Annotated in this window: 31 protein-coding genes; 23 read left to right on the plus strand and 8 right to left on the minus strand. The window is 67.9% G+C overall.

The features are described from left to right. Nucleotides 1-31: 31 nt before the first annotated feature. Together EJ105_RS02245 and EJ105_RS02250 are read right to left on the minus strand one after the other, a co-directional pair. Complete coding sequence (locus EJ105_RS02245) at nt 32-439, minus strand: response regulator (RefSeq protein WP_250165131.1); 408 nt, start codon at nt 437-439, stop codon at nt 32-34. Nucleotides 440-463: 24 nt separating this feature from the next. Next, complete coding sequence (locus EJ105_RS02250; RefSeq protein ID WP_029556908.1) at nt 464-841, minus strand: response regulator; 378 nt, start codon at nt 839-841, stop codon at nt 464-466. A 190-nt stretch (nt 842-1031) separates the two neighbouring features. Here EJ105_RS02250 and EJ105_RS02255 point away from each other — a divergent pair, with 190 nt between their 5' ends. Together EJ105_RS02255 and EJ105_RS02260 are read left to right on the plus strand one after the other, a co-directional pair. Continuing rightward, entirely contained in the window at nt 1032-1490 is a 459-nt protein-coding gene (locus tag EJ105_RS02255) for a type II 3-dehydroquinate dehydratase (RefSeq protein WP_250165132.1), read from the plus strand. Continuing rightward, on the plus strand, nt 1487-2446 hold the full coding sequence (locus EJ105_RS02260; protein WP_250165133.1) for a 2-hydroxyacid dehydrogenase: 960 nt from the start codon (nt 1487-1489) through the stop codon (nt 2444-2446). Before EJ105_RS02255 ends, EJ105_RS02260 begins: the two co-directional genes overlap by 4 nt. Here the strand turns inward: EJ105_RS02260 and EJ105_RS02265 are convergent. Beyond that, nucleotides 2440-2874, minus strand: coding sequence for a YciI family protein (locus EJ105_RS02265; protein ID WP_250165134.1), 435 nt, complete (start codon nt 2872-2874; stop codon nt 2440-2442). The genes EJ105_RS02260 and EJ105_RS02265 overlap by 7 nt on opposite strands. A 165-nt stretch (nt 2875-3039) precedes the next feature. On the opposite strand from EJ105_RS02265, the gene EJ105_RS02270 reads away from it, so the two are divergent. Continuing rightward, nucleotides 3040-3528: a hypothetical protein gene (locus EJ105_RS02270; protein ID WP_024277308.1), complete on the plus strand. Its 489-nt coding sequence runs from the start codon at nt 3040-3042 to the stop codon at nt 3526-3528. A 6-nt stretch (nt 3529-3534) separates the two neighbouring features. On the opposite strand, the gene EJ105_RS02275 is transcribed toward EJ105_RS02270, so the two are convergent. Continuing rightward, nucleotides 3535-4473 carry a LysR family transcriptional regulator gene (locus tag EJ105_RS02275; protein WP_029556912.1) on the minus strand — a complete coding sequence of 313 codons (939 nt, stop codon included), beginning with the start codon at nt 4471-4473 and terminating at the stop codon, nt 3535-3537. A 226-nt stretch (nt 4474-4699) separates the two neighbouring features. On the opposite strand from EJ105_RS02275, the gene EJ105_RS02280 reads away from it, so the two are divergent. The 7 genes from EJ105_RS02280 to EJ105_RS02310 all read left to right on the plus strand — a co-directional run bounded on the left by EJ105_RS02280 (nt 4700) and on the right by EJ105_RS02310 (nt 11357). Next, on the plus strand, nt 4700-6154 hold the full coding sequence (locus tag EJ105_RS02280) for a 4-hydroxyphenylacetate 3-hydroxylase family protein (RefSeq protein ID WP_250165135.1): 1455 nt from the start codon (nt 4700-4702) through the stop codon (nt 6152-6154). Next, nucleotides 6151-6666, plus strand: coding sequence for a flavin reductase family protein (locus tag EJ105_RS02285; RefSeq protein WP_250165136.1), 516 nt, complete (start codon nt 6151-6153; stop codon nt 6664-6666). The genes EJ105_RS02280 and EJ105_RS02285 overlap by 4 nt, the downstream gene beginning before the upstream one ends. Further along, nucleotides 6663-7097, plus strand: coding sequence for a RidA family protein (locus tag EJ105_RS02290; RefSeq protein WP_197023998.1), 435 nt, complete (start codon nt 6663-6665; stop codon nt 7095-7097). Before EJ105_RS02285 ends, EJ105_RS02290 begins: the two co-directional genes overlap by 4 nt. 230 nt (nt 7098-7327) lie before the next feature. Then, on the plus strand, nt 7328-8359 hold the full coding sequence (locus EJ105_RS02295) for an ABC transporter substrate-binding protein (RefSeq protein WP_250165137.1): 1032 nt from the start codon (nt 7328-7330) through the stop codon (nt 8357-8359). A gap of 157 nt (nt 8360-8516) precedes the next feature. Continuing rightward, nucleotides 8517-9368, plus strand: a complete 852-nt coding sequence (locus tag EJ105_RS02300; RefSeq protein ID WP_250165138.1) for an ABC transporter permease — start codon at nt 8517-8519, stop codon at nt 9366-9368. Further along, nucleotides 9368-10210 carry an ABC transporter permease gene (locus EJ105_RS02305; RefSeq protein WP_051678982.1) on the plus strand — a complete coding sequence of 281 codons (843 nt, stop codon included), beginning with the start codon at nt 9368-9370 and terminating at the stop codon, nt 10208-10210. The genes EJ105_RS02300 and EJ105_RS02305 overlap by 1 nt, the downstream gene beginning before the upstream one ends. After that, the gene (locus tag EJ105_RS02310; protein ID WP_250165139.1) at nt 10200-11357 is read left to right on the plus strand and encodes an ABC transporter ATP-binding protein; all 1158 of its coding nucleotides are present in this window, start codon (nt 10200-10202) and stop codon (nt 11355-11357) included. The genes EJ105_RS02305 and EJ105_RS02310 overlap by 11 nt, the downstream gene beginning before the upstream one ends. 43 nt (nt 11358-11400) lie before the next feature. On the opposite strand, the gene EJ105_RS02315 is transcribed toward EJ105_RS02310, so the two are convergent. Next, nucleotides 11401-12054: a DUF1028 domain-containing protein gene (locus EJ105_RS02315; protein WP_250165140.1), complete on the minus strand. Its 654-nt coding sequence runs from the start codon at nt 12052-12054 to the stop codon at nt 11401-11403. A 44-nt stretch (nt 12055-12098) separates the two neighbouring features. Between EJ105_RS02315 and argE the strand changes: the two genes are divergently transcribed. The 7 genes from argE (at nt 12099) to leuB (ending at nt 18466) form a co-directional block, all read left to right on the plus strand. Beyond that, nucleotides 12099-13271, plus strand: coding sequence for an acetylornithine deacetylase (gene argE / locus EJ105_RS02320; RefSeq protein ID WP_250165141.1), 1173 nt, complete (start codon nt 12099-12101; stop codon nt 13269-13271). Between the two features lie 11 nt (nt 13272-13282). Continuing rightward, nucleotides 13283-13711, plus strand: a complete 429-nt coding sequence (locus EJ105_RS02325) for a GlcG/HbpS family heme-binding protein (RefSeq protein WP_250165142.1) — start codon at nt 13283-13285, stop codon at nt 13709-13711. A gap of 123 nt (nt 13712-13834) precedes the next feature. After that, nucleotides 13835-15076: a bifunctional glutamate N-acetyltransferase/amino-acid acetyltransferase ArgJ gene (gene argJ / locus EJ105_RS02330; protein ID WP_250165143.1), complete on the plus strand. Its 1242-nt coding sequence runs from the start codon at nt 13835-13837 to the stop codon at nt 15074-15076. After that, nucleotides 15073-15477, plus strand: coding sequence for a (deoxy)nucleoside triphosphate pyrophosphohydrolase (locus EJ105_RS02335; protein WP_250165144.1), 405 nt, complete (start codon nt 15073-15075; stop codon nt 15475-15477). Before argJ ends, EJ105_RS02335 begins: the two co-directional genes overlap by 4 nt. A 7-nt stretch (nt 15478-15484) precedes the next feature. Next, complete coding sequence (yddG, locus tag EJ105_RS02340) at nt 15485-16339, plus strand: aromatic amino acid exporter YddG (protein WP_250165145.1); 855 nt, start codon at nt 15485-15487, stop codon at nt 16337-16339. A gap of 27 nt (nt 16340-16366) precedes the next feature. Continuing rightward, on the plus strand, nt 16367-17218 hold the full coding sequence (locus EJ105_RS02345) for an SDR family NAD(P)-dependent oxidoreductase (RefSeq protein WP_250165146.1): 852 nt from the start codon (nt 16367-16369) through the stop codon (nt 17216-17218). A gap of 135 nt (nt 17219-17353) precedes the next feature. Beyond that, a complete protein-coding gene (gene leuB / locus EJ105_RS02350; RefSeq protein WP_250165147.1) occupies nt 17354-18466 on the plus strand; it encodes a 3-isopropylmalate dehydrogenase in 1113 nt (370 codons plus the stop codon). A gap of 133 nt (nt 18467-18599) precedes the next feature. On the opposite strand, the gene EJ105_RS02355 is transcribed toward leuB, so the two are convergent. Further along, the gene (locus tag EJ105_RS02355; RefSeq protein ID WP_024277326.1) at nt 18600-18941 is read right to left on the minus strand and encodes a rhodanese-like domain-containing protein; all 342 of its coding nucleotides are present in this window, start codon (nt 18939-18941) and stop codon (nt 18600-18602) included. A gap of 275 nt (nt 18942-19216) precedes the next feature. On the opposite strand from EJ105_RS02355, the gene EJ105_RS02360 reads away from it, so the two are divergent. From EJ105_RS02360 to EJ105_RS02370, 3 genes are all read left to right on the plus strand, one after another. Next, on the plus strand, nt 19217-19549 hold the full coding sequence (locus EJ105_RS02360) for a YMGG-like glycine zipper-containing protein (RefSeq protein ID WP_024277327.1): 333 nt from the start codon (nt 19217-19219) through the stop codon (nt 19547-19549). Nucleotides 19550-19695: 146 nt separating this feature from the next. Continuing rightward, nucleotides 19696-20673: a methylmalonyl Co-A mutase-associated GTPase MeaB gene (gene meaB / locus EJ105_RS02365; RefSeq protein WP_250165148.1), complete on the plus strand. Its 978-nt coding sequence runs from the start codon at nt 19696-19698 to the stop codon at nt 20671-20673. 262 nt (nt 20674-20935) lie between these two features. Further along, the gene (locus EJ105_RS02370) at nt 20936-22156 is read left to right on the plus strand and encodes a cell wall hydrolase (protein WP_250165149.1); all 1221 of its coding nucleotides are present in this window, start codon (nt 20936-20938) and stop codon (nt 22154-22156) included. A gap of 72 nt (nt 22157-22228) precedes the next feature. On the opposite strand, the gene EJ105_RS02375 is transcribed toward EJ105_RS02370, so the two are convergent. Then, on the minus strand, nt 22229-22846 hold the full coding sequence (locus EJ105_RS02375; RefSeq protein ID WP_029556930.1) for a YqgE/AlgH family protein: 618 nt from the start codon (nt 22844-22846) through the stop codon (nt 22229-22231). A gap of 353 nt (nt 22847-23199) precedes the next feature. On the opposite strand from EJ105_RS02375, the gene EJ105_RS02380 reads away from it, so the two are divergent. Both EJ105_RS02380 and EJ105_RS02385 read left to right on the plus strand, forming a co-directional pair. Continuing rightward, nucleotides 23200-23922, plus strand: a complete 723-nt coding sequence (locus EJ105_RS02380; protein ID WP_250165150.1) for a protein-disulfide reductase DsbD domain-containing protein — start codon at nt 23200-23202, stop codon at nt 23920-23922. A 95-nt stretch (nt 23923-24017) separates the two neighbouring features. Beyond that, a complete protein-coding gene (locus EJ105_RS02385; protein ID WP_250165151.1) occupies nt 24018-24503 on the plus strand; it encodes a peroxiredoxin in 486 nt (161 codons plus the stop codon). A 94-nt stretch (nt 24504-24597) separates the two neighbouring features. Here EJ105_RS02385 and EJ105_RS02390 read toward each other — a convergent pair whose 3' ends face one another. Further along, complete coding sequence (locus EJ105_RS02390; protein ID WP_024277332.1) at nt 24598-24804, minus strand: YdcH family protein; 207 nt, start codon at nt 24802-24804, stop codon at nt 24598-24600. A gap of 177 nt (nt 24805-24981) precedes the next feature. On the opposite strand from EJ105_RS02390, the gene EJ105_RS02395 reads away from it, so the two are divergent. Then, nucleotides 24982-25161: a YdcH family protein gene (locus EJ105_RS02395; RefSeq protein ID WP_024277333.1), complete on the plus strand. Its 180-nt coding sequence runs from the start codon at nt 24982-24984 to the stop codon at nt 25159-25161. Nucleotides 25162-25270 lie beyond the last annotated feature (109 nt).

The following is a 25270-nucleotide window of genomic DNA, read 5'->3' on the forward strand; positions in this document are numbered from 1 at the left end:
CGTTTTCGTTTCAGCACTGTGGCCGGCTGGATCAGCGCGCCTTGTCGCGGCGCGACTTCAGCCACTTGATGCGGTTGACGATCTGCTGGGGCTGGTAAGGCTTGTCGACCCCCGGCCCGTCTTCGCAGAGATTGGTGGCGTGGGCGGCCGCCATGGCGGTGGAGCCGGCGAGGATCACGTCGATCTTCGGGTGTGCCTCGCGCAGCCACTGGGACAAAGCGAAGCCCTCGCGATCACCGGTGGCGGACGCATCGGCCAGCACCACTTCGACCCGCTCGGCCTCGACTTCCAGGATGATCTCGGCCTCGGCACCCGTCGCGGCTTCCAGCACCTCATAGCCGCAGGTGCGCAGATACTCCGCGATCACGTGGCGCACGAGAATGTCGGACTCGACCACGAGCACGACGGGCGGGAGTTCGCTCGGACGGTTGTCGTTCATCGGTCGCCTTTCCTCGATCGTGTTTTACGAACCTGCTTTCCCCTGAAGCTGGGCCTGGATGATCTGCAGCACGCTCTCGACCCGGTAGGGCTTGGCGAGGAAGGGCGCGACCACGGCGGCAACGGAACGGTCGAACTGGCCCGAGGTGAGGATCACCGGCAGATGCGGACGCTCGGTCTTGAGCAGCAGGGCAAACTGATAGCCGTCCAGCGCGCCCTCGGTGTGCACGTCGGAGAACACGACATCCACATGCAGGCCGGCGATGATGGCCTCATGCGCCTCCTCGGCCGAGACGGCCTCGATCACCAGCAATCCGGCGGAACGCAACTCCGAGGCTGTCACCATGCGCACGAGCGCGTCATCCTCGACCAGCAGCACGGTGAGAGGAACCGGCTCCGCCATCGGCTGGGCTTCCCCAAATGTCATTTTTGTTGCCCATTCCAAGGTGCAGCCTGAAAACGCCGTAGCCGCGCTTCGGTTCCCGAATACGGTCCATCAAAAAAGCCGATCCCGCTCATTTCATCTTCCGATTGGCAGGACGCCCCCTCCGGCGCGACGGTTGCGGCCTCTTTCTCGCAGCAGGACGACCCCCTTGGCCCTGACGATCTTCTTTCTCAACGGACCCAACGCCAACCTCTACGGCCTCGATCCCTCCGGCACGTACGGGCGCGAGAGCTTCCCGGCCATCCGCGGGCGCTGCCTCGCCCATGCCGCCGGGCTTGGCGTGGCGCTGGACTTCCGGCAGTCGAACCACGAGGGCGAGATCGTGGACTGGATCCAGGAGGCGCGGCTGAAGGCGGATGCCATCGTCATCAACGCGGCCGGCCTCACCTACACGTCCATCGCCATCCTCGATGCGCTGCTCGCCTTCGACGGGCCGATCATCGAGACCCACATGAGCAACATCTGGAAGCGCGAACCCTTCCGGCACCACTCCTTCGTGTCGAAGGCCGCAACCGGCGTGGTGGCAGGGCTCGGCGCGCTGGGCTACGAGCTTGCCATCGGCGCCGCGGCGAAGCTCGCCGGCGAGCGCAAGGAGGGTGGCAAGTGACAGCGACTTCGCGCGGGGCGTTGGTGTTCTACAGCGCCTTCGATGATCCCGTGGAATGGAAGGCCGCGCTTCAGGCGGCGGTGCCGGGCCTCGATGTGCGGATCGCAGATGTGGCGACCGGTGCCGTGGACGGCGATTCCGCGGATGTGCGCTACGCCCTCGTCTGGAAGCCGCCGCAGGGGTTCTTCGCGCGCTTTCCCAACCTCGGGCTGGTCATCAATCTCGGCGCGGGCGTGGATGCGCTGGTCGCCCGGGATGATCTTCCCGACGTGCCCATCACCCGCCTCTCCGACCCGAACATGTCGCAGATGATGGCGTCCTTCGTGCTGTTCTGCGTGCTGCGCCATGCCCGCGAGATCCCGACCTTCGAGCGGGCGCAGCGGGAGGGGCGCTGGCATTATGTGCATCCGCGTACGGCGGGGGAGATCCGCGTCGGCGTGCTCGGGCTCGGCGAACTCGGATCCACGGCCGCGCTGGAGCTGGTGCGGCACGGCTTCGACGTGCGCGGCTGGTCCCGCTCACCGAAGCAGCTCGAAGGCGTGGAGACCTGCCATGGGGCCGGCGCGCTGCCGGGTTTCCTCGCCGAGGCGGACATCCTCGTGGTGATGCTGCCGCTCACCGGCGAGACGCGCCATCTTCTCGATGCCGGGCGCCTCGCTCTGCTGCCCAAAGGGGCGAAGTTCATCAACGTCGCCCGCGGGCCGGTGGTGGATGAGGCGGCGTTGATCGCGGCGCTGCGCTCCGGCGCCATTTCGGAGGCCACGCTCGACGTGTTCGAGGTGGAACCGTTGCCGGCCGAAAGCCCGCTCTGGGGTATGGAGAATGTGCTGGTGACGCCGCACCTCGCCTCCATCGCCATCCCCGCCAGCGCTTCCGCCCAGATCGCCGAGAACATCCGGCGGGTGGAGGCGGGCGAGGAGGTGCAGAACCGGGTGGACCCGGCGCGGGGCTACTGAGCCCCGTCCCGCCCCGCGAGAATCTCCCGCGCCCGCTCGTGCGGCGCCAGTGACTGCTCGGTCGCGGCGTCACCGAAATCCTCCATTTCGTAGAGCGGGCGGATCTCGATCTCGCTCGGGCCGGGCATGGGATTGGGGCAGCGCTTCACCCAGGCGACCGCCTCCTCCATGTCCCTGACCTCCCACAGCCAGTAACCGGCGATCAGCTCCTTGGTCTCGGCGAACGGACCGTCCATGACGATGCGGGAGGCACCGTCGAAGCCGATGCGCTTGCCGAGCTTGGAGGGCTTGAGCCCGGCGCCATCGCGCATGATGCCGGCCTTGGCCAGTTCCTCGTTGAACCGGCCCATGGCCTCCAGCAGGTCCGGGGAGGGCATCAGCCCGGCTTCACTGTCCGCGGTCGCCTTCACGATCACCATCACACGCATGTCACTCTCCCTGGGGCGGATCGGCTCGATGCTGTAAGGACGTCGGACGAACGCCGCCCCCGACACGATGCGGGCAAATTTAGCGGGTGAATTGCACCGGGTCTGGCTGCGGCCAGGCTCCGGCGTGCCGGTTTGGCGTGGCGGGCAGATGCTCAGGGGAATGACATGCGTTTCTGGGGAATCGCGATCGTGGCGGCGGCGGTCATGGCCGCAGGGGCAGCCGAGGCGGGCAAGCAGACCAACACCCAGTTCCGCGCGTTCGGCCAGTGGAAGGTCGAGACCGTGCTGGACGACGGCAAGTTCTTCCTGTGCCGGGGCGTCACCAAGACCAACGGCGGCATCGTCGGTCTGCTCTATTATCCCAACGGCAAGTGGGCCATCGCCTTCCCGGACCTCAGCCTGAAGCCGGGCAGCAAGGTCTCGGGATCGCTGGAGATCGGCAAGGCGTCGCAGCCGGTGGAACTGGTGGCCAGCCAGGCGGGCGTGCGCGAGCGGGTGTTCATCACGGACGACGTGCTCAATGCCCTGCGGCAGGGGGGCCGTGTCTCGCTCAAGATCGCCGGCAAGTCCTTCGACTGGGACATGACCGATGCCGGCCAGGCCATCGGCGCGGTGCAGGATTGCTGGACCGCCGGCAAGAAGATCGGCGGCTGACGGCCTCTAGTCCATATCTGGCGCGATCGAGCCCGGCGCGAACATGCCGCCGGGCGAGAAGGCGTCGGCGAGGAAGCGGGCGAACACCTCCACCGCCGGCCGCATGGGCTGGCGGCGGAGCGACAGCCGCATGACGCGCACCGGCGCCAGCTGCTCCTTCAGCGGCCGCACGGCCACCCGGCTGCCGTCATAGGCCATGGTCGTGCGTGGCGAGGCATTGTGCAGCGTGTAGCCGCGCTTCTGGCCGACGAGGCCGCGGATCAGCTCGTAGGAGCGTGAGCGGTAGGCGATGCGCGGGGTGATGCCGCAGGAATCGAACAGCGAGAAGAAATAGTCGCGCGTGTGGGGCAGGTCGTAGAGCAGGAAGGGCTCGTCGGCCACGTCCTTCAGCGAAACCACGGGCTTGCGCGCCAAGGGATGGTCGGCGGCGAGCACGAGGAGCGGCGGCAGGTCGATGAGGAGTTCGCCGGAAAAATCCTCAGGCACCGCATAGCCATAGGACACGGCGATCTCCAGCCGGCCGGAGAGGATGCCGTCGAAGATCTCCTTCTGGTCGCCTTCCTCCAGCTTCACCGTGATGCCGGGCTGCACCTCCGCGAAACGGGCCAGCAGGGCTGGCATGAAGCGCGGGGCGATGGTGAGGAAGCAACCCAGCGAAATCTCGCCCCGCAGCGTATCTCCCAGCGCCTGCGCGCTCTGGGCGAAATCACGCGCGTGGGCAAGGAGATGCCGGGCCTCGTTCACATAACGCTGGCCGGCGGGTGTCAGCGAGATGCCGCGCGCATGATGGCGGATGAACAGCGGGATGCGGAGTTCCGCCTCGGTCTGGGCGATGGCGGCGGAAATCGACGGCTGGGAGACGTTGAGCTGGCGCGCGGCTTCCGTGACGTTGCCGAGATCCGCAGCGGCCACGACATATTTGAGCGCCCTGAGCGACACGTTCATTTCGCCCGTTCCCCGCAGGCGAGGGCGTGGCAATGGCACGGACGCAGGGGCGCGCCGGCAGGGGTCGGCTTGGTCACGGGCGGGGCTCCGGTGAGCCGTCAGTGTCGCGCATTGATCTGGATCAGAAAAGCCAATCTTTTCGCCAAAGATAAAATATTTTATCGATCCCGCGGCCTCGCCCACTCTTGCTCCAATCGTGGGCATGACCAATTCGGGAGCAGGCGTGATGATCAGGACCGGTGCCGCGTACAAGGAAGGCCTGCGCGACGGCCGCGAGATCTGGATCGACGGCGAGCGCGTGGCCGACGTCACCACCCATCCCGCTTTCAAGCCCATCGTCGATATCAAGGCGCGCATGTACGACCTCCACCACGAGGAGGCGACCGCCCCGGCGCTGACCTATGTGGAGGAGAATGCGGTGCATTCCGTCTTCCACCAGCCGCCGACGGAGACCGCGCACTGGGACGCCAAGCGCAAGGGCGTCGACATCCTGCTGAAGGACGTGGGCGGCGTCGTCACCCGCGTCGGCGACGAGACCATCGGCGAGATGTGGTCGCTGCAGGATGGGCGCGACATGCTGGCGGAGATCGATCCGCGCTTCGCCGCCAACATCGACAACCACATCAAGCGCGTGGTGGAGGAAGATCCCTTCCACGTCTCCGCCAACACCGATCCCAAGGGCGACCGCTCCCGCCACATCTCCGAGCGCGATCCGGACATGATGGTGCATGTCACCAAGGAGACGGACGCCGGCATCATCATCCGCGGCGCCAAATACGAGACCGCCGCCGCCTATGCCGACCAGGCCTATCTCAAGCCCACCGTGGGCGCCTGGACGGACGAGAAGGAAAGCGACTACGCGCTGGGCTGCATCGTGAAGATGGGGGCGCCGGGCGTGAAGCACATCTGCCGCTCCTCCTTCGCCGGCCGCTCGGACCCAAAGGATTATCCCCTCGCCAACCGCTATGACGAGGTGGATACGCTGGTGGTGTTCGATGACGTGCTGATCCCCTGGGAAGACGTCTTCTTCTATCGCTACACCAAGGCGGCCCAGTTTGTGCGCGGCACGCTGCACCGCTACTCCGCCTATCCCTATGTCCTGCGCCTGCTCTACGTGGCCGACATGATGATCGGCGCGGCCTTGTGGAACGCCAAGCAGACCGGCCTCGACAAGCTGCAATCGGTGCAGGAGAAGCTGGCGGATCTCGCGGTCTATCGCGAGGGCATCAACGCCCACCTCACCGCTTCCATCGCCCTCGCCGAGAAGAGTCCGGCGGGCCTGCTGATGCCCAACCAGTCCATTCTCTATGCCGGCCGCGTGCTCGCCTGCTCGCAGCTGCCAACCATGATGCATGCCACCCGCGAGCTGATCGGCGGCCAGATCTGCGTCACGCCCAATGTTGCCGCCTTCGAGGCCGAGGGCACCGCCGAGTGGCTGAAGAAGTTCTATACGCTCAACGACAATTGGGAGTCCGAGGACCGGCGCAAGCTGCTTGCCTTCGCCCGCGATCTCGTGTCCTCCGACTATGCCGGCCACCGCCTCGCCTTCGTGCAGTTCGCGCAGGCGCCGCACTTCAACCACCTCGCGGCGGTCTACAAGAGCTTCGATTTTTCCGGACCCCTCGACTTCGTGCGCAAGACCGCGGGCCTTTCGGACAATGTCAAAGGCTCGCTGAAATGAGCGCGGCCGGCGACATCTCCTCCGTGGATGCGGGCCTGTTTCGTGACGCCATGCGGCGCATGGCGTCGGGTGTCGCGGTGATCGCCACCGACGGCCCGGCCGGGCGGGCGGGACTCACCGTTTCCTCGCTGGCCTCGCTGTGCATGGAGCCGCCTTCGGTCATCCTCTGCATCCACGAGCAGAGCAACGCGCTGAAGGTGATCGAGGCCAACGGTGTGTTCGTCGCCAACGTGCTGGCGCACCATCAGTCGCACGTCTCCGACACCTTCGCGGGGCAGGTGCCGCAGTTTCGCGACGACAAGTTCGCCTGCGCGGACTGGCGGGCGGCGGCGAGCGGCGCGCCGGTGCTCGACGGCGCGCTCATGAGCTTCGACTGCCGGCTCGCCACCCATCACGCCTACGGCACCCACCGCATCGTCGTCGGCGCCGTGACCGCCGTCCATGGTCTTGAGGACGAGGCCGAGCCGCTGCTTTACGCCAACCGCGCCTACCGGCGCCTGACCGCTGCATGAGGCAAAGAACCGTGCCGACCCATACCCGCATCCGCCCCTTCAACACGAAGGAAGCCTATCCTGAGCAGAAGCTCGACAACGACGTGTGCATGGCGGTCCGCGCCGGCAACACCGTCTATCTCCGCGGCCAGACGGCCATGGACCTCGACGGCAACATCGTCGGCGTGGGTGATGCCGCGGCGCAGACCGAGAATGCCATGGCCTGCGCCAAGGTGCTGCTGGAAGAGGCCGGCGCCAAGCTTGAGGACGTGGTGAAGATCGTCATCTACATCACGGACCGGGCCTATCGCGAGCCGGTCTATCGCGTGGTGGGCCAGTGGCTGAAGGGCGTCTTCCCGGTCTCCACCGGCATCATCGTGCAGGGGCTCGCCAAGCCCGAATATCTGATGGAAATCGACATCATCGCCGAGATCCCGTCCGAGCGCGCCTGAGGCGTCGCCACGCGTTGCAGCGGCACGCCGCGTCCGGTTTTCCTCGCGCCGCAAATGGCGCGGGGAATATTTGTGTTGTTTCGATAAAATATTGATTTCCAAAATAAAAATCGCCACTCACAGGCATTTTTTGCTTCCATCGTCATCCGAATTACGTAGATTTACGTATCGGCGACCTTCGCGGTCACACGAAAAGAAACCGCCAGAAGGCGGATCCAGAGGAGAGACGGATGAACGGCAAGATCGTTGCCCTCGGGCTCGCGCTGGCCGCCTTCGTGGCGGGCCCGGCGAGCGCGGCGGAAAAACTGGTGGTGAGCACGTGGGGCGGCAGCTTCCGCGACCTCATCGCCGAGGCCATCGCCTCGAAATTCACCAAGGATACCGGCGTCGAGGTGGAATACATCACCGGCGGCACCATCGACCGGCTGAACAAGGCGAAGCTCGCCAAGGGCTCGCCGGAGAGCGACATCACCTTCACCACCGCCCATGTGGGCTGGCTCTACGCCAATGACGATCTGTTCGAGACCCTCGATCTCTCGAAGATCCCGAATGCGTCGAAGCTGGTGCCGCAGGCCAAGGTGAGCCCCTACCACATCGGCGCCTGGGCCTATGTCTACACCATCGGCTACCGGCCGGACCTGACCCCGAAGAACATCACCTTCTCCTCCTGGGGAGACCTCTGGAATCCCGAGCTGAAGGGGATGCTGGCGGCGCCTGATTTCGACCCGAGCCACATCATCGCCGTTTCGGCCCTGCTGGCGGGCGGCTCGCCGGCGGACTGGCAGAAGGGTGAGCAGAAGCTCCTGGCGCTGAAGCCCAATTTCAAGGCCTTCTACACCAACGACGCGAACTCCCAGCAGCTCATCGCCACCGGCGAGACGCCGGTGCAGATCATGCTGTCCATGAACGCCTATTACATGATCGCGCAGGGCGTCCCGATCAAGCTCGTCATCCCGAAGGAGGGCGGCGTGCTGGGCATCGACACCATGGCCATCATGAAGGGCTCCAAGAACCGCGAGCTGGCGGAGAAGTTCATCAACACCGCGCTCGATCCCGAGGTGCAGGGCAAGATCGCCGAGCTGAAGAAGGGCTCGCCCACCGTGCTCGGCGCCAAGGTGAGCCCCGAGACCGCGAAGCTTCCCGGCGTCTTCACCACTGCCGAGCAGTGGGACAAGGAGACCATCATCATCGACCACAAGCTCCGCGCGGAGAAGACCGCCGAGTGGCGCAAGTGGTTTTCGGAAAACATGATCGCCAAGTGAGTGATCGGCGAGTGATCGACGGGTGAGGCGGACAGCCGCTTCCGTTAGACTGCCCTGACCCGGAAGCGGCTCCGTAGCGCGGCGGGCAGGGAAGATGGGTCCCCTGTCATCTTCCCTGCCTCCGCCGGGGCTTCCCACAGAACCAAGAGCGAGAGCCGTGAACAAGCGCCCCTTCCTCGCCCTGTTCGTCGCCCCCGCGACGCTGGCGGCCATCGCCTCCGCGGCGGCGCTCGCGGCGATCCTGCAATATGCCTTCCGTGCCTACGTGCCGGGCTCGCTCAATCCGGGCGGGCTCACGCTGGACAATTTCTTCGCGCTGCTGCGCCCGCTCTATGCGCAGGTGTTCATCCAGACCGTGTGGATCTGCCTCCTCACCGCGCTCATTACTTTGGTGGTGGCGTATCCGCTCGCCTTCGCGCTGGTGCGGACGCGGAACGTGGCGCTGAAATCCTTCCTGCTGATTACCGCAGTCACGCCGCTCTTCCTCGGCGAGGTGGTGCGCACCTATTCCTGGATCATCGTGCTGGGCAACACCGGCTTCATCAATTCGGTGCTGAAGGGTCTCGGGATCATCGACCGGCCGATCCAGATGATGTTCACCACCTTCGGCGTCGTCACCGCCCTCGTTCATGTGACGCTGCCGGTGATGGTCATCATGCTCTCGGCCGCGCTCTCCCACATCGATCGCGATTACGAGAAGGCCGCGACCTCCCTCGGCGCGGGGCCAGTGAAGGCCTTCCTCACCGTGATGCTGCCTCTTTCCATGCCCGGCGTGGTGGCGGGCGTTTCCACCGCCTTCGCCTGGACGTTTTCCGCCTTCGCCACGCCGCAGATGATTGGGGGCGGCAAGGTGAGCATGATCTCGACGCTGGTCTACCAGCTCGGTTTCGCCTCCTTCAATTTCCCCTTCGCGGCGGCTCTCTCCGTCACCGGCCTCGCGCTCACCTTCGCGGTGCTCGCCATGGCGAAGCAGGCCATCAAGCCGCTGGAAAAGATCGGAGCCCACTGATGTCCGATCCGCGCAAGCGTCTCATCTCCGCCAAGGCCGGCGAGCGGCTTCTCGCCATCGCCGGCTGGACCGTGGTGTGGCTGGTGGTGGCCTTCATCATCCTGCCGGCGGTGGTGGTGGGCATCTCGGCCTTCAACGATCGCGCCATCCTCTCCTTCCCGCCGCAGGCCTGGTCCACGCGCTGGTTCGCGCGGGCCTTCTCCTATCGGGACTTCTCCGAGGGTTTTCGCAACGGCCTCATCATCACCGCCTTCGCCTCGTCCATCGCGCTCGTGGTGGGCGCCGGTTTCGCCTTCGCCCTCGATCGCTACAGCTTCCGGGGCAAGATGGCGCTGGAGGCGGTGCTGACCTCGCCGCTGGTGATCCCGCATTTCACCATCGGCCTCGGCTTCCTCATCCTCGCGGCGCAGATCCACGCCACGCGTACCTTCGCCCTCGTCATCGTCTGCCACGTGGTGCTGGTGCTGCCCTTCGTGATGCGCTCGGTCTATGTCTCGCTGCGCAATCTCGACAGCCGGCTGGAACTCGCCGCTGCGAGCCTCGGGGCGCGGCCTGGACGGGCACTGTTCACCGTGACGCTGCCTCTTCTCATCCCCGGCCTGTTCTCGGGCTGGCTGTTCGCGGCCATCCTGTCCTTCAACGAGTTCACCGCCTCGCTGTTCGTCACCGCCCAGGCGACGCAGACGCTGCCGGTGGCCATGTACAATTACGTCCGCGAATACGCCGATCCGACGCTCGCGGCGCTGTCCGTCATCTACATCGTGGTCACGGCGCTGCTTCTCACCATCGCCAACGCCTTCCTTGGCCTCGGAAAGGTTCTGAACGTTGAGCATGTCCGCTGAACGCATCGATCCCCGGGAGCCTGTCTCCCCCGCCGTCTCCGCGCCTGTCGCGGACGCTGCCGCGCGCGTCGCCGGCGTCCAGATCGACGGCGTCACCAAGCGCTTCGGCGATGCCACCGCTCTGCACGAGGCGTGGCTGAAGATCGCCGACGGCGAGTTCATGACGCTGCTCGGACCGTCCGGCTGCGGCAAGACCACGCTGCTCAACCTGATCGCCGGGTTTCTCGAGGCGGACGGCGGCGAGATCTTCGTCGGCGGACGGCTGATGACCGAGACCGCGCCCTATGATCGCGAGATCGGCGTCGTCTTCCAGAACTACGCTTTGTTCCCGCACATGAATGTCGCGAAGAACGTGGGCTATGGCCTCCGGATGCGCGGCGTGGCGAAGCGCGAGATCGAGACGCGCGTCGCCGAGGCGCTGGCGCTGGTGAAGCTCGACGGCTTCGGCGAGCGCAAGCCGCGCCAGCTCTCCGGCGGCCAGCAGCAGCGCGTGGCGCTGGCCCGCGCGCTGGTGATCCGGCCCAAGGTGCTGCTGCTGGACGAGCCGTTCTCCGCCCTCGACAAGAATTTGCGCGGCGCCATGCAGGTGGAGCTGAAGGAAATCCAGCGCCGGCTCGGTGTCACCACCATCTTCGTCACCCACGACCAGAGCGAGGCGCTGTCCATGTCGGACCGCATCGCCGTCATGTCGCAGGGGCGCATCCGCCAGGTGGGCACGCCGGACGAGATCTATCGCCGGCCGCTGGACCCGTTCGTCGCGTCCTTTGTCGGCGATGTGAACGTGCTGCCGGGCCGGCTGGAGCGGCGCATCGGCGAGACCGCCACGGTGCTGATCGCCGAAGGGCGGCTCAGCGTCAGTGCGGATACGCTGGAGGGGATTGCTCCGGGCGCGGCCGTCGACCTCTACGTGCGGCCCGATGCAGTGCGCATCGCGGAAGGGGAGGGGCTGGTCTCCGGCACGGTGGCGACCCACGTCTATCAAGGCTCACACGTGGACGTGCTGGTGGACGTCGCAGCCGCGCGCGGTGGCCGCGTCACGGTGCGCGTGCCGGGGCACGGCGCCTCCACGCGCTGGCCGGCGGGCACCCGCGTCTCGCTCGATTTCTCGCCCGCCGATGCGGTGGCGTTCGCGTCCGATGTCGCCTGACATTGCGGCGCGCCGGGTCTGGTCCGGCGCGCCGGGTTCGCGGTCAGAAGGCCGGGGCGGAGGAGGGGTTGCGCGCGCGGCTTTCGAAGGCCGGCTGCTCCAGCGCATAGCGATCCCACAGGCTGCGCAGCGCGCCGATGGGGTCCTCCTGCCAGTCCACGCGCAGGTCCACCACGGGCCAGTCATAGGTGCGTGCAACGTGCAGGCCCGCCGCGTGCTCGTCCCCCGTCTCGCCACCGGCAGCAAGCCCGGCCTCCAGCCCACGCATGAGGCGCTCGGCGAGTGGCAGCCCCTCGGCCGCGAGGAAGGCATCGCGCATGGCGGCGGGGACGCCGTCGTTCACCAAGAGGTTTCCGAGCGCGATGCAGCCGGGGCCTTGCGCCGCCGCGGCGATGGGCAGGGCCTCGACCCCCGAGTGCCACGCGACCTGCCCGTAGCGGTCGATGACGCTGGCCTGCCGGAAAGCGGGCTCCGGCGTGCCGGCGAGCAGCGTGGACAGCACGCCCCCGGCGCCGAGCCCCTGCCGCAGCAGAGCAAGGCCGGCCGGGCCGAGGGCCGGGTCGGTGACGTTCTGCGTGGTGACGAGCCCAAGCGGGCTCACCCACGCGCAGCGACTGGCAACGCAGATGCTGGACGAGGTGATGGCGATGCCGAAGGCGCCCGTCTCGGGGCAGCGGGCGGCGATGGAATAGGTCATTCCCGTCTCCTTTTCGGTGATTTTCTAGAGATGATGGCCTGAAAATGCAAGTATCGACGGAAGAAATACTTGAAAAAATCATTTCCGTTCCTTCGGTAGCGAATACGGAAAACTCCGAAATCGTCGCGCGCATCGCCGAAATCGCCGCGCCGTTCGCCCGCGTGCGCCATCTGCCCAATGCGGCGGGGGACCGCACCGCGCTGCTCCTCTCCATCGGCCCCGATGCGCGGCCGGGCGTGGTGCTCTCGGCCCATACGGACGTGGTGGCGGTGGAGGGCCAGCCCTGGACCAGCGATCCCTTCGCCTTGACCGCGCGGGGAGATCGCCTCTACGGGCGCGGTACGTCGGACATGAAGGGCTTCGTCGCCTGCGTCCTCGCCGCGCTGCCCGCCTTCGCCGCCGCTGCGCTGGAGACGCCGGTGCATGTGGCGCTCTCCTATGACGAGGAGATCGGCTGCAAGGGCGCGGGCGATCTGGTGGCGCTTCTGGCCGCCCTTCCGGCGCCGCCGCTCCTGTGCATCGTCGGCGAGCCCACGGGCATGAAGGTGAAGCGCGCCCACAAGGGCAAGACCGGCTGGCGCGTCACTGCCGACGGCCGCACCGGCCATTCCGCCTTGCCGCACCGCGCGGCCAATGCGGTGACGGCACTCGCCCGTCTCGCCGCCCGCCTCGCCGACCTCGCCGACGATTTGCGCCACGGCACGCGGGACGAGGCCTTCGATCCGCCCTATGCGACGCTGCATATCGGCTCGCTGCATGGCGGCGGGGCGCTGAACGTGGTGCCGGACAAGGCGGTGATGGAATTCGAGCTGCGCAGCATCCCGGGTGCCGACACCCCTGCCATCCTGCGCCGCATTGGGGCGCTGGTGGCGGAGGCGCGCGCCGCCCTCAGGGCAGAGGCGGAGGAGGCGGATCTGGTGGTGGAGGAGCTCTCCTCCTATCCTGCCCTCGCCACTGCGGCCGGCAGTGCCGAGGCCGCCGCGGTGGCGCGTCTGTGCGGCGACAATGGTCCGCCCGGCACCATCGCCTTCGGCACCGAGGCGGGGCTCTATTCCGACGCCGGTATTCCGACCCTCGTCTGCGGCCCCGGCGACATCGCCCGCGCCCACAAGGCCGACGAGTGGGTGGGGCGGGATGAGCTGGCCCAGTGCGACGCCATGCTGGCCCGCCTCGCCGAACTGCTGGGCCGTCCCGCCGCCGACTGGATTACCCGCTGAAAGGAGCCATGATGACCGAGCACAAGCCGCTGACCCGCCCCGCCGCGAAGCTCACCCATGCCGGCGCTTTGGTCGCGCTCGCCGCCGCCGTGGCGCGGGCGGAGGAGATGGCCGTGCCGCAGAACATCACCATCGTGGATGACGGGGGCAACCTCCTCGCCTTCGTGCGCATGGACGGGGCGAAGCTGCTGTCGCGCGAGACCTCCCTCTCCAAGGCCATCAGCGCCGCCTCCCACCGCCAGCCCACGAGCCGGCTCGATCCGGCGCTGGAGCTGAAGCTCGCCATCGCCTCCGGTGGCCGACTCACCAATCTGGAAGGCGGCTTCCCCATCATCATCGACGGCGTGTGTGTCGGCGGCATCGGTGTGGGGTCGGGCAAGGGCAGCGAGGACGTGGACGTGGCCAAGGCGGCGCTTGCGGCCCTCGGCGCCCAGGTCTAAGGCGGCGAAAGTCTCGGCCGGTGCCGGTTTCTTTGCCGGCACCGTTGCGGATGCGGCCGCCAGCGCCCTTGCCTATCGGCTGAAGCTGCGGCACAGGTTGCGCGCCATCAACGGGGACTGCCCATGTCGACCACCGTGTCTCCCCTCGCGCCGAAGTCCGTGCCCGAGCTCAAGCCTGTGCCGGGCGTCACCTTCACCACGGTGGCGGCGGGCATCCGATACAAGGGCCGCACCGACGTTCTGGCCATGGCGTTCGAGCCCGGCACGACGGTGGCCGGCGTCACCACCCGCTCGCTCTGCCCCTCCGCCCCGGTGGAATGGTGCCGCGATCTGCTGAAGAAGGGCAAGGCGCGGGCGCTGGTGGTGAATTCCGGCAATGCCAACGCCTTCACCGGCATGAAGGGCCGGGAGGCGACCAGCCTCACCGCCGACCTCGCCGCCCAGGCGTTCGGCTGCAAGCCCACGGAAGTGTTCCTCGCCTCCACCGGCGTCATCGGCGAGCCGCTGGAGGCCACCAAGTTCGAAGCGGCGCTGACCGAAGCCGCCGGTCAATTGGTGGACTGGCCGTGGCTTGATGCCGCGCGCGCCATCATGACCACCGACACCTTCCCCAAGCTCGCCACCGCCACCGTGCTGCTGGGCGACGTGCCGGTGACCATCAACGGCATCGCCAAGGGCGCGGGCATGATCGCCCCCGACATGGCGACCATGCTCTCCTTCGTCTTCACCGATGCGCCGATCGCCGCCGACGTGCTGCAGAAGCTGCTCTCCAAGGGCGTGAAGACCACCTTCAACGCCGTCACCATCGACGGCGACACCTCCACCTCCGACACGCTCCTCCTGTTCGCCACTGGCGTCGCCAAGGAGCGTGGCGCGAAGACGGTGAAGAACATCGACGATCCCGCGCTGAAGGCGTTCAAGCGCGCGCTCACCGAGCTGCTCGCCGACCTCGCCGAGCAGGTGGCCCGCGACGGCGAGGGCGCCCGCAAGCTGGTGCGCATCACCGTGACGGGCGCGGTCTCCAACAAGTCGGCGCGGCGCATAGCCATGTCCATCGCCAACTCGCCGCTGGTGAAGACGGCGGTGGCCGGCGAGGACGCCAACTGGGGCCGTGTGGTGATGGCGGTGGGCAAGGCCGGCGAGCCCGCCGACCGGGACCTGCTCTCCATCTCCTTCGGCGACATCCGCGTCGCCCACGAGGGCGCCCGCGATCCCGACTATGACGAGGCCGAGGTCTCGGCCTACATGAAGAACGACGTGATCGACCTCACCGTCGACCTCGGCCTCGGCCGCGGCACAGACCGGGTGCTCACCTGCGACCTCACCAAGGAATACGTGGCGATCAACGGGGATTATCGCTCGTGAAGATCACCCTCGTCGCCGCCTGCGCCCTCATTGACGGCGACGGCCGCGTGCTGGTGGCGCAGCGGCCGGAGGGCAAGGCGCTGGCGGGCCTCTGGGAGTTTCCCGGCGGCAAGGTCGAGCCCGGCGAGCGGCCGGAGCAGACGCTCATCCGCGAGCTCGATGAGGAACTGGGCATCACGGTGAAGGAGGCGTGCCTCGCGCCTCTCACTTTCGCCAGCTATCCCTACGAGACCTTCCACCTCCTGATGCCGCTCTGGATCTGCCGCCGCTGGGAGGGCGTGATCCAGAAGAAGGAACATCAGGCGCTGCAATGGCTCCGGCCCGGACGCCTCCGCGACATTCCCATGCCGCCCGCCGACGAACCGCTGATCCCGGCGCTGATCGACCTTCTCGGCCCCTGATCGCCCGATGTCATCCGCTACGGCTACCCGCATCGGCTTCCTCGCCATCCTGCTGTGGGCGACGCTCGCCTTCTTCACGGCGGCGACGGGGAAGGTGCCGCCCTTCCTGCTGACAGCGCTCACCTTCGGCATCGGCGGTGCGGTGGGGCTGGGGGCGGCGCTGGCCGGGCCGGGGCTCGGCGTGCTGAAGCAGCGGCCGCTCGCCTATCTCCACGGCGTGGGCGGGCTGTTCGGCTACCACTTCCTCTATTTCACCGCCCTGAAGCTGGCCCCGGCGGCAGAGGCAGGGCTGATCGCCTATCTCTGGCCGCTGCTGATCGTGCTGCTCTCCGCCTTCCTGCCCGGCGGCGGCCTCAGGCGCGTGCATGTGGTCGGCGCGCTGATGGGCTTTGCCGGCACCGTGGTGCTGCTCGCCGGCAAGGGCGGCTTCTCCGGCATCGAGATGCGCTTTCTGCCCGGCTATCTCGCGGCGTTCGCCTGCGCCTTCATCTGGTCGTCCTATTCGGTGGCCTCGCGCCATTTCGCCGATGTGCCGACGCAGGCGGTGGCCGGCTTCTGCCTCGCCACGGCGGTGCTGGCCGCCCTCTGCCACCTCGCGTGGGAGGAGACCGTGTGGCCCGCCTCGGCCGGGGAGTGGACGGCGGTGGTGCTGCTCGGCATCGGCCCGGTGGGGCTCGCCTTCTACACCTGGGACATCGGCATGAAGCGCGGCGACGTGCGCCTTCTGGGCGTCGCTTCCTATGCGGCGCCGGTGCTCTCTACGCTGCTGCTGGTTGCGACCGGCTTCTCGGCGCCGTCCCTCTCGCTGGCGGTGGCCTGCGCGCTCATCGTCGGCGGAGCCTTCGTCGCCACACGGCGTTGAACGCGCGAATCTGAACGGAGAACCGCCATGACCCATCCCGCGCTGTCCTCCGGCGCCGTCGCCGTCATCACGGGCGGCGCGTCCGGCATCGGCCTTGCCGCAGCGGAAAAGCTCGCCGCCCGCGGGCTGAAGGTGGCCATCGCCGATCTGCCGGGCGAAAAGCTCGATGCGGCTGCCGCGCAGGTGGCGTCCGTGGCGGAGGGCGGGGCCGCGGATGTGCTCGCCGTCGCTACAGATGTCAGTCGGCCCGAGGATATGGAGCGGCTGGAGGAGATCGTCGCCGGGCGCTTCGGCGGCACGGACCTCCTCATGAACAATGCCGGCGTGCAGCCGGGCAGCGCCATCTTCGGCCCCTTCGGCAATTGGGAGAAGGTGCTGGGCGTCAACCTCATGGGCATCATCCACGGCTGCCGCGCGTTCGGGCCGAAGATGATCGCGCGGGGACGGCCGGGGCTGATCGTCAACACCGGCTCGAAGCAGGGCATCACCACCCCGCCGGGCGATCCGGCCTACAACGTGTCCAAGGCCGGCGTGAAGGCCTTCACCGAGGCGCTGGAACACGAATTGCGCAACACGCCGGACTGCCGGATCTCGGCGCGGCTGTTCATTCCGGGCTTCGTCTTCACCCCGCTGGCGGCGGGCGGGCGGACCGAGAAGCCGGCGGGGGCCTGGACCGCTCAGCAGACCGTGGACTTCCTGCTGGAGAAGCTGGAGGCCGGCGATTTCTACATCCTCTGCCCGGACAATGACGTGCCCCGCGCGCTCGACGAGAAGCGCATCGCCTGGGCAGCCGGCGATATCATCGAGAACCGCCCGCCGCTGTCGCGCTGGCACAAGGATTATGCGGCGGCCTTCGCGGCCTTCGTGAAAGGGGCCTGAATACCGCAGGCCGGCGTGTTCCTCCTTGCCATCGGCCCTTTGAGGCCCTAGCACTCCGCGCCGAGCCGCCGCCCTCAGGGCGACCCAAAAACGGCGCGATGCCGCAGCGTAAATCAAGACCCGAGGAATCCACCCATGGCCACCCACAAGCTCCTTCTTCTCGCCGGCGACGGCATCGGCCCTGAAGTCATGGCCGAGGTGAAACGGGTGGCGAAGTGGCTGGAGCAGGCGGGCCTCGCCTCCTTCGCCATCGAGGAGGATCTGGTCGGCGGCTGTGCCTATGACGCGCACGGCGTCGCCATCTCCGAGGACGCCATGGTGCGCGCCAAGGGCGCCGACGCCATCCTGCTCGGCGCGGTGGGCGGCCCCAAGTGGGCGGACGTGCCCTATGAGGCGCGCCCCGAGGCGGGCCTGCTGCGGCTGCGCAAGGATCTCCAGCTGTTCGCCAACCTGCGCCCCGCCATCTGCTACCCGGCGCTGGCGGATGCCTCCTCGCTCAAGCGCGAGGTGGTGGAGGGGCTCGACCTCCTCATCGTGCGAGAGCTGACCGGTGGCGTCTATTTCGGCGAGCCCAAGACCATCACCGATCTCGGCAACGGCCAGAAGCGCGCCATCGATACGCAGGTCTATGACACCTACGAGATCGAGCGCATCGCCGCCGTGGCCTTTGAGCTGGCCCGCACCCGCCGCAACAAGGTGACGTCCGCCGAGAAGCACAACGTGATGCGCTCCGGCGTGCTCTGGAAGCAGGTGGTGACCGACCTCCACGCCCGCGCCTACAAGGATGTGGAGCTAGAGCATGCGCTGGCGGATTCGCTGGCCATGCAGCTGGTGCGCTGGCCCAAGCAGTATGACGTGATCGTCACCGACAATCTGTTCGGCGACATCCTCTCCGATCTCGCTGCCATGGCGACCGGCTCGCTCGGTATGCTGCCCTCAGCCTCGCTCGGCGCTGTGGATGCGGCCACCGGCAAGCGCGCGGCGCTCTACGAGCCCGTGCACGGCTCCGCCCCCGACATCGCCGGCAAGGGCATTGCCAACCCCATCGCCATGATCGGCTCGCTGGCCATGGCGCTGCGCTATTCGTTCAACGAGGGCGCGGTGGCGGATCGCATCGAGCAGGCCATCGCGGGCGTGCTCGCTTCCGGCAAGCGCACCGGCGACATCGCCGCGCCGGGCATGGAGACCATCGGCACTGAGGCGATGGGCAAGGCCATCATCGCCGAACTCGACGCCGCGACCGCCTGAGCGGCTGCGCTGCCGTTCTGACCATCGGCCCCTCCGGTTCGCCCGGAGGGGGATCGGCGAAAACGGGCGTCATGCGCCACGCCGAAAGAATGGTGCCCGGTCTGGCCGGAGCACCGCCTCGGGCGCCTGCGCTTCAGCCGCGCTCGACGTCGAAGCCGGCTTCGCGCCAACCCATGATGCCGCCCTTCATGTGCTCCTCATAGGCAAGGCCTGCCTTCTGCGCCGCTGCGGCGGCCTGCTGCGAGCGCTGGCCCGAGCGGCAGGAGAAGACGAGGCGCTTGCCGGCCGGGTCCGGCAGGGCAGCGGGATTCCACGTGCTCAGCGGGAAATTGACCGCGCCGGGAATGCGCTCGGCCTGAATCTCGTTCGGCTCCCGCACGTCCACGAGAAGGATGCTGCCATCGGCGAGTCCCTGACGGACCTCCGACGGGGAGAGGTGGCTGATGGTCCCGCCGAAGGGGTTGCGTTCACTCATTGACCTGTCCTGAACACGAGCTGTGAGCCGGTTTGTCCCGGGGGCGCGAGCCTGCACCGGAGCGCCTTGCTGATGCAAGAGGTGTTCCCTTGTCGTGGAAGGGACACGCAACGGAAGTGGGTCTTTACGGCGCAGCTTGCCCGGTCCAGAACCATGAACGAAGCTGCACGATGCCCGAACGCTCCGCTCATCTGGCGTTCATGTGGCCTTTGCTAAATCAGGTGCCATCGCAGCACGCCGCGGGTTGATGCCCGGCGGATGCGGAAAGGATCAAGATGTCGACCCGTAATGCCGCGCTCGGCGCTTTCACTGCCTTCACCCTGGCCGCCGCCGTCCTCGCAGGCTCGGCCGTCACCGCCAGCGCCCAGAACAACACGGTGGGCGGTGCGCTCATCGGCGGCACGGCCGGCGCGCTGATCGGCGGCGCTGTCACGGGCAATGCCGGTGGCGTCGCGGCCGGCGCGCTCATCGGCGGCACCACCGGTGCCATCATCGGCAACCAGCAGGACCAGCGCCGCGCCTATTATTTCTGGGGCAACAACGGCCGCTGCTACCTGCGCCAGACCAACGGCAACGTGGTCAAGGTGTCGCGCGGCTACTGCGGCTGATCCTCGTTTTCAGGGCTGTTGATCGGTTCCGTTCCCCCGCACGGATCCGATCAGTGGGAGAGGCGCCGGCTTTTGCCGGCGCCTTTTTCCGTTGGCGCGGAAACGCGGTGAGTTGCCTCCCGCACTGCGGCAGCTAGATTGGCGCCATGCCGCCCGAGCCCGCTTCCGCCGACGCCCCAGACCGCCCGCGCACCTCCGCCGTGCCTGATCTCGCCACCGTGGCCGCCGGCGGCAAACGCGCCGTCGCGCGCGCGCTGGCGCTGGTGGAGACGGCCCGCGGACAGCCCGACCTCGTGGCGCTGCTCGATGCCGCGGCCCGCGCCGGCAAGGCCGAGGTGCTGGGCCTCACTGGCCCGCCCGGCGTGGGCAAATCGACCCTGACCAACGCGCTGGTCCGCCGCGCCCGTGCGGCCGGCCGCACCGTGGCCGTGTTGGCGGTGGACCCCTCGTCGCGGCGCACGGGTGGCGCGCTGCTCGGCGACCGGGCCCGCATGAAGACCGACCCCGACGACCGCGGCGTGTTCGTGCGCTCCATGGCGGCGCGCGACCGGCTCGGCGGGCTTTCGGATGATTCGGTCGCTGCCGTGGTCCTGCTGCGTGCGGTCTATGATCTGGTGATCGTCGAGACCGTGGGCGTCGGCCAGTCGGAGGCGGACATCTCCCTTGTCGCCGACACGGTGGTGCTGTGCATCCAGCCGGCGTCGGGCGACAGCCTTCAGTTCATGAAGGCGGGCGTGATGGAACTGCCCGACATCATCGTCGTCACCAAGGCCGACATGACCGAGGTTGCCCGCCGCGCCGCCTCCGAGGTGGCGGGAGCACTGTCGCTCGCCGGCTCCGCCTCCGCCGGGTGGACGGTTCCTGTGATCCGCCTGTCGGCGGCGACGGGGGAGGGGCTCGACGCCTTCGAGGCGGCGGTCGCGGCGCACGGCGCGTTTCTCGACACGGGAGACCGGCGCGCAGCCCAGCGCGCGACGCAGGAAGACAAGTGGGTGGAGGAGGCGGTTCGGGTCCGCTTCGGCACCCATGGCCTTGCACGGGCGCGCAAATTCCAGCTGCGGGGGCAGGGCCCGTTCGCCCGCGAAGCGGAGCTGGCGCTGAAATTAACCTCCAGGCAAGACTGATCGGACAATGCTCTTGCGTGTCGCCGGCCGGCAACGGTCCGGCGCCCTATTGGGGACATGAAGTCTCGGCAAGGGCTGGCGTATGGGAATTTGTCGGGATCGATGGCCGAGGGCCGGTCGGGCTTTGTCGCCGCTTCTCGTCGCCACCGCCTTCATCGTCGCAACGCCTTGCGGGGCGGGGGCTGACGACGTATCGGGTCGGGCGCCGAAAGGCGTAGCGTCGGGTTCAGGTCTCGGCCTCTGGCCGGGCTCCGCGCGGGCGTTGAAGCTCGCCACGCTCGATCTGCCGCAGCCGGTCGGTACCGGCCTGCCGGAGATTCCGAAGGAGGCCATCGCCGAGGTCGTGAAGCCGGCGCGCCGTGTTGTCGCACCCGGCACCATCGTCACAGCCTCCCTCGCGCCGGTCTCCGAAGACAGTGCGCGCGCCGCCGCGGTTGCCGCAATCGCGGGCCAGCCGGTGCTGAATGGGGCGCGGGACGAGATCGGCACCGGGCCGGAGCCGTCGGACCTCGTCTCGCCCGCCCTCGCGTCTTCCACCCAGTCTTCCTCCGATACGACGGATGACGACGCCTTCGCCTTTCCCCCGCCGCTGGTGCTCTCGGATCGCGAGACGGTCGAGCCTCCGCGCCACCTCGACCTGTCGGGCGCCTATCTGGAATTGGCCCTCGACATCCTTCTGGAACTGCCGCTGATCCAGGACGCCGCCCGCGTTGCCGCGGCGGAGGACGTTCCCGCCGGTCTGGAGCAGGCTCGCCGTGCGGCCGAGACGCTGGCGCGCGAGGACGCGCCGGAGGAGGCCCTCGGGGAGTTCGGCGGCGGCACCACGCTCGTCGGCCCGGTGCCGCATCAGGATCCGGTGGCGGTGTTCAGCCGCGATCCGGTGCTGTTTCCGGCCCTTGCCTTCCAGTATGCCGCGCTCGCTGAGCACGGCTATGTGCCCCATCCGGCGCCGCACGCCGAGGGCGAGGCGACCCTGGTCTCACCGGACAGCACCGTGGAGCTGGAGACACCGCCCAGCGACGGCATCTGGCCCTCGCCCGCGCAGCGGCTGGAGCTCGGCGGCGAGAAGCTGGCGCGGGCCCAGAAGTGCCTGGCGGAAGCCATCTATTTCGAAAGCCGCGGCGAGCCCAAGCGCGGCCAGATCGCGGTGGCGCAGGTCATCGTGAACCGCGTGTTCTCCGGCTACTACCCGGCGGATGTGTGCGGCGCGGTCTACCAGAACGCCCACAAGCACCTCGCCTGCCAGTTCACCTTCGCCTGCGACGACGTGCCGGACGTGGTGCGCGAGCCGGACATGTGGGTGCAGGCCAAGGAAATCGCCGCCGACATGCTGGACGGAAGGCTATGGCTCGCCTCCATCGGCCGCGCCACGCACTATCACGCCTACTGGGTGCATCCGAGCTGGGTGCGGGAGATGCGCAAGCTGGACAAGATCGGCGTGCACACCTTCTACCGCCCGCGCCGCTGGGGCGACAGCTACTGAGTCTTTCGCCGCCGTACGGCGCCTGAGCGAAGCAACATCCCAAGCCCGCGCGGCGCCTGAGCGAAGCGACGCTCAGGCGTGGCCGGCGTCGCTGGAGAGCATGCCGGGCACGATGCCGAGCTTGCGCAGGGCACTATCGTATTTCGTCTCCACCCCTGCGCCGAAGATGAGGTCCGGGTCGGCCGGGCAGTTCAGCCAGCCGTTGGCCTGAATCTCCGTCTCGAGCTGGCCCGGCGCCCAGCCGGCATAGCCGAGTGCCAGCACCGCGCTGCGCGGTCCGCGGCCGCCGGCAATGGCCTTCAGGATATCCAGCGTCGCGGTGAGGCAGATGCCGTCATCGATGGTCAGCGTGGAATTCTCGACGAAATAATCCGCCGAATGCAGCACGAAACCGCGTCCCGTCTCCACCGGCCCGCCGCGCAGCACTTTGACGGTGCCCGCGCTCTTCGGCAGCAGTATGCGCTCGGCGGCGGGAACCACGTCCAGCTGGACGAGGAGGTCGGTGAAGTCGATATGGCTCGCCGGCTGGTTCACCACGATGCCCATCGCTCCTTCCGGAGAGTGGGCGCACATGTAGACGAGGGTGCGGGCGAACTGCTCGTCGCGCATGGTCGGCATGGCGATGAGCATCTGCCCATCGAGGAAACCCGACCCTCCGCCTTCGATCGTATGGTTCTGGCTCGCAGTCATGGAGAAAGGGTACCGCCGTTCGGGCGTCTTGGAAATGCGGATTGCATCGCAGGTCGCCGCGAAGCCTCGTCGCAAGGCTGCGAGTCCCGCGGCGGGTCACACGCTTGTGCACGCGATTGGTGAGCGGAAGGGCTTTGCGGCGAAGCCGCGAGCGGGTACCCGCTAGGCCCATGACATCGACCCCTCAGCGCGCCCTGGGCGCTTGGCCGGCGGTTCGGCCCGCATTCCTGTTGTCGTCTCGTGGCGTGTTCGCCCGCGCACTTCTCGCCGGCGCCATGTTTGCCGCTCTCTCGCCGGCCGCATGGGCTGCGAGTGCGCCTCCGGTGAAGGTGCCTGGCGCGGATGTGGTCCTGATGGCGGGCGCCGTCTCCGGCACGACGGCGGATGCGGGCATCGAGCTGAAGCTCGCCCCCGGCTGGAAGACCTACTGGCGCTATCCCGGCGACAGTGGCGTGCCGCCGACGCTGGACTGGAGCGGTTCGGAGAACATCGCCCGGGTGGAGATGGAATGGCCCGCGCCCAAGCGCTTCGCCGACGGGGGCGGGGGCTTTTCCATCGGCTACAAGGGGGCGGTCCTGTTCCCCCTGAAGGTGGAGCTGAAGGACAAGGACAAGCCGGCGCGGCTCGCCCTCGCGTTCGATTTCGCGGTGTGCGAGGCCCTGTGCATGCCAGCCCGCGCCGACCTCTCCATCGCGCTTGGCGGCGACGCCGGCGCCGAGGCGTCCCGTATCTTGGCTGCCCGCGCGGCCCTGCCGGTGGAACGTCCGCTGGGCGTTGCCGAGCCGACCTCGGTGCAGAAGGTCGAACTGGACGCGAGCGCCGAGCCGCCGCGTCTCGTGATCGAGGTCAGGGCCCAGAATCCCAAGGCGGATCTGTTCGCCGAGGGGCCGGACCGCTGGGCCCTGCCGCTGCCACAGAAGACCATGCTGCCGGACGGTGCCGCCCGGTTCGATCTGCCCCTCGACGGCATTCCCGCCGGCACCGATCCGTCCGGCACGCCGCTCACCCTGACCCTCGTGGACGGCACGAAGGCGATCGTGACAACGGTGCCTGTCCCGAAGCTGCCGCCACGCTGAGCTGGGCCGCTCCGGCCCGCAGCCAGCGCTTTTCTCCCGGTCAAAAGCCCGTATTGTCGGCGCGGGCGCAAACGCCCAAGACTGTGGAGAAGACGATGCCCATTTCGGTCGGCGACAAACTGCCCAACGCCACCTTCCGTGTTCCCACCGAGGACGGCCCCGTGCCGAAGACCACCGACGAAATCTTCAAGGGCAAGAAGGTGGTGCTGTTCGCGGTGCCGGGTGCCTTCACCCCCACCTGCCACAAGAACCACCTGCCCGGCTATGTGCACGAGGCCGACGCCATCAAGGCGAAGGGCGTGGATGCCATCGCCGTAGTGTCGGTGAACGATCCCTTCGTCATGGGTGCCTGGGAAAAGGCCTCCGGTTCCGACGGCAAGATCGCGTTCCTGGCGGACCCCGACGCGTCCTTCGCGGCCGCGCTCGACCTCACCTTCGACGGCTCGGCCGCCGGCCTCGGCGTGCGCTCCAAGCGCTATTCGATGGTGGTCGAGGACGGCGTGGTGAAGACGCTCAACGTGGAGGACGTGCCCTCCAAGGCCGACGCCTCCGGCGCCACCGCGCTGCTCGCCCAGCTCTGATCCTTCTTACCGACTGACGGATGCCGGGCACGCCCGGCCTCCGCGCCCCGGACCCTCCTCAGGAGGGCCGGCCTCGCGCGTTTCTCGCGCGCTCTCAGGCGATGATGTCGGGGAACAATTCGTCCTCGATCTGGCCGATGCGGTCCTTCAGCTGCAGCTTGCGCTTCTTGAGCCGCTGGATCTGCAGGATGTCCGATCCCGACACGCTGGTCAGCGCCTCGATCGCCGCATCGAGATCCCGATGCTCCTGCTTCAGGCGTTCCAGGTGGACCTTGAGATCCCGTTCCTCGTCGCTCGTCATGCCCGGTCCTGTCACCGGCGCGCAGGTCCGCCGCCCGCTCGCCCCATTTGGAATGACTATGGCACGGGTATGCCGCGCCGCAAGATGGGAGGTCGCCGGAGGTGGCGGAAAGGCGGTCGACTCTTCGCCGGCTCCGTGACAGACTGATGTCGTGTTGCAGACAGGGAGTGGCTAAGAATGTCCATCCAGTCGCACCTTCAGGAACTGAAGCGGCGTCACGCGGCCATCGAGCAGGAGCTCAACCGCGAAATGAACAGCCCCGCATCGGATCCTCTTCGTGTCGCAGAGCTGAAGCGCAAGAAGCTGGTTCTCAAGGACCAGATGTCGAAGCTGAATCCGACTTCCACCGTACATTGATGGCTTGCGAGATGTGTGCGTCGCCCGCGTGAGGCGTGGCGCCCCGCACATCTCTTTGTCCTGTGAGACGGGCGGCGCAAAGCGGCGTTCCGCGCGAACGGCCTTTGCG

The sequence above is a fragment of the Xanthobacter aminoxidans genome, assembly GCF_023571765.1.
GTDB classification, from domain to species: Bacteria; Pseudomonadota; Alphaproteobacteria; order Rhizobiales; family Xanthobacteraceae; genus Xanthobacter; species Xanthobacter aminoxidans.

Excerpts from the sequence above, each read along its gene's own strand:
- EJ105_RS02245 (WP_250165131.1), bottom strand. The coding sequence starts at position 439 with ATGAACGACAACCGTCCGAGCGAACTCCCGCCCGTCGTGCTCGTGGTC.
- EJ105_RS02250 (WP_029556908.1), bottom strand. The coding sequence starts at position 841 with ATGGCGGAGCCGGTTCCTCTCACCGTGCTGCTGGTCGAGGATGACGCG.
- EJ105_RS02265 (WP_250165134.1), bottom strand. The coding sequence starts at position 2,874 with ATGCGTGTGATGGTGATCGTGAAGGCGACCGCGGACAGTGAAGCCGGG.
- EJ105_RS02270 (WP_024277308.1), top strand. The coding sequence starts at position 3,040 with ATGCGTTTCTGGGGAATCGCGATCGTGGCGGCGGCGGTCATGGCCGCA.
- EJ105_RS02275 (WP_029556912.1), bottom strand. The coding sequence starts at position 4,473 with ATGAACGTGTCGCTCAGGGCGCTCAAATATGTCGTGGCCGCTGCGGAT.
- EJ105_RS02280 (WP_250165135.1), top strand. The coding sequence starts at position 4,700 with ATGATCAGGACCGGTGCCGCGTACAAGGAAGGCCTGCGCGACGGCCGC.
- EJ105_RS02285 (WP_250165136.1), top strand. The coding sequence starts at position 6,151 with ATGAGCGCGGCCGGCGACATCTCCTCCGTGGATGCGGGCCTGTTTCGT.
- EJ105_RS02290 (WP_197023998.1), top strand. The coding sequence starts at position 6,663 with ATGAGGCAAAGAACCGTGCCGACCCATACCCGCATCCGCCCCTTCAAC.
- EJ105_RS02295 (WP_250165137.1), top strand. The coding sequence starts at position 7,328 with ATGAACGGCAAGATCGTTGCCCTCGGGCTCGCGCTGGCCGCCTTCGTG.
- EJ105_RS02305 (WP_051678982.1), top strand. The coding sequence starts at position 9,368 with ATGTCCGATCCGCGCAAGCGTCTCATCTCCGCCAAGGCCGGCGAGCGG.
- EJ105_RS02310 (WP_250165139.1), top strand. The coding sequence starts at position 10,200 with ATGTCCGCTGAACGCATCGATCCCCGGGAGCCTGTCTCCCCCGCCGTC.
- EJ105_RS02315 (WP_250165140.1), bottom strand. The coding sequence starts at position 12,054 with ATGACCTATTCCATCGCCGCCCGCTGCCCCGAGACGGGCGCCTTCGGC.
- argE (WP_250165141.1), top strand. The coding sequence starts at position 12,099 with ATGCAAGTATCGACGGAAGAAATACTTGAAAAAATCATTTCCGTTCCT.
- EJ105_RS02325 (WP_250165142.1), top strand. The coding sequence starts at position 13,283 with ATGACCGAGCACAAGCCGCTGACCCGCCCCGCCGCGAAGCTCACCCAT.
- argJ (WP_250165143.1), top strand. The coding sequence starts at position 13,835 with ATGTCGACCACCGTGTCTCCCCTCGCGCCGAAGTCCGTGCCCGAGCTC.
- yddG (WP_250165145.1), top strand. The coding sequence starts at position 15,485 with ATGTCATCCGCTACGGCTACCCGCATCGGCTTCCTCGCCATCCTGCTG.
- EJ105_RS02345 (WP_250165146.1), top strand. The coding sequence starts at position 16,367 with ATGACCCATCCCGCGCTGTCCTCCGGCGCCGTCGCCGTCATCACGGGC.
- leuB (WP_250165147.1), top strand. The coding sequence starts at position 17,354 with ATGGCCACCCACAAGCTCCTTCTTCTCGCCGGCGACGGCATCGGCCCT.
- EJ105_RS02355 (WP_024277326.1), bottom strand. The coding sequence starts at position 18,941 with ATGAGTGAACGCAACCCCTTCGGCGGGACCATCAGCCACCTCTCCCCG.
- EJ105_RS02360 (WP_024277327.1), top strand. The coding sequence starts at position 19,217 with ATGTCGACCCGTAATGCCGCGCTCGGCGCTTTCACTGCCTTCACCCTG.
- meaB (WP_250165148.1), top strand. The coding sequence starts at position 19,696 with ATGCCGCCCGAGCCCGCTTCCGCCGACGCCCCAGACCGCCCGCGCACC.
- EJ105_RS02375 (WP_029556930.1), bottom strand. The coding sequence starts at position 22,846 with ATGACTGCGAGCCAGAACCATACGATCGAAGGCGGAGGGTCGGGTTTC.
- EJ105_RS02380 (WP_250165150.1), top strand. The coding sequence starts at position 23,200 with ATGGCGGGCGCCGTCTCCGGCACGACGGCGGATGCGGGCATCGAGCTG.
- EJ105_RS02385 (WP_250165151.1), top strand. The coding sequence starts at position 24,018 with ATGCCCATTTCGGTCGGCGACAAACTGCCCAACGCCACCTTCCGTGTT.
- EJ105_RS02390 (WP_024277332.1), bottom strand. The coding sequence starts at position 24,804 with ATGACGAGCGACGAGGAACGGGATCTCAAGGTCCACCTGGAACGCCTG.
- EJ105_RS02395 (WP_024277333.1), top strand. The coding sequence starts at position 24,982 with ATGTCCATCCAGTCGCACCTTCAGGAACTGAAGCGGCGTCACGCGGCC.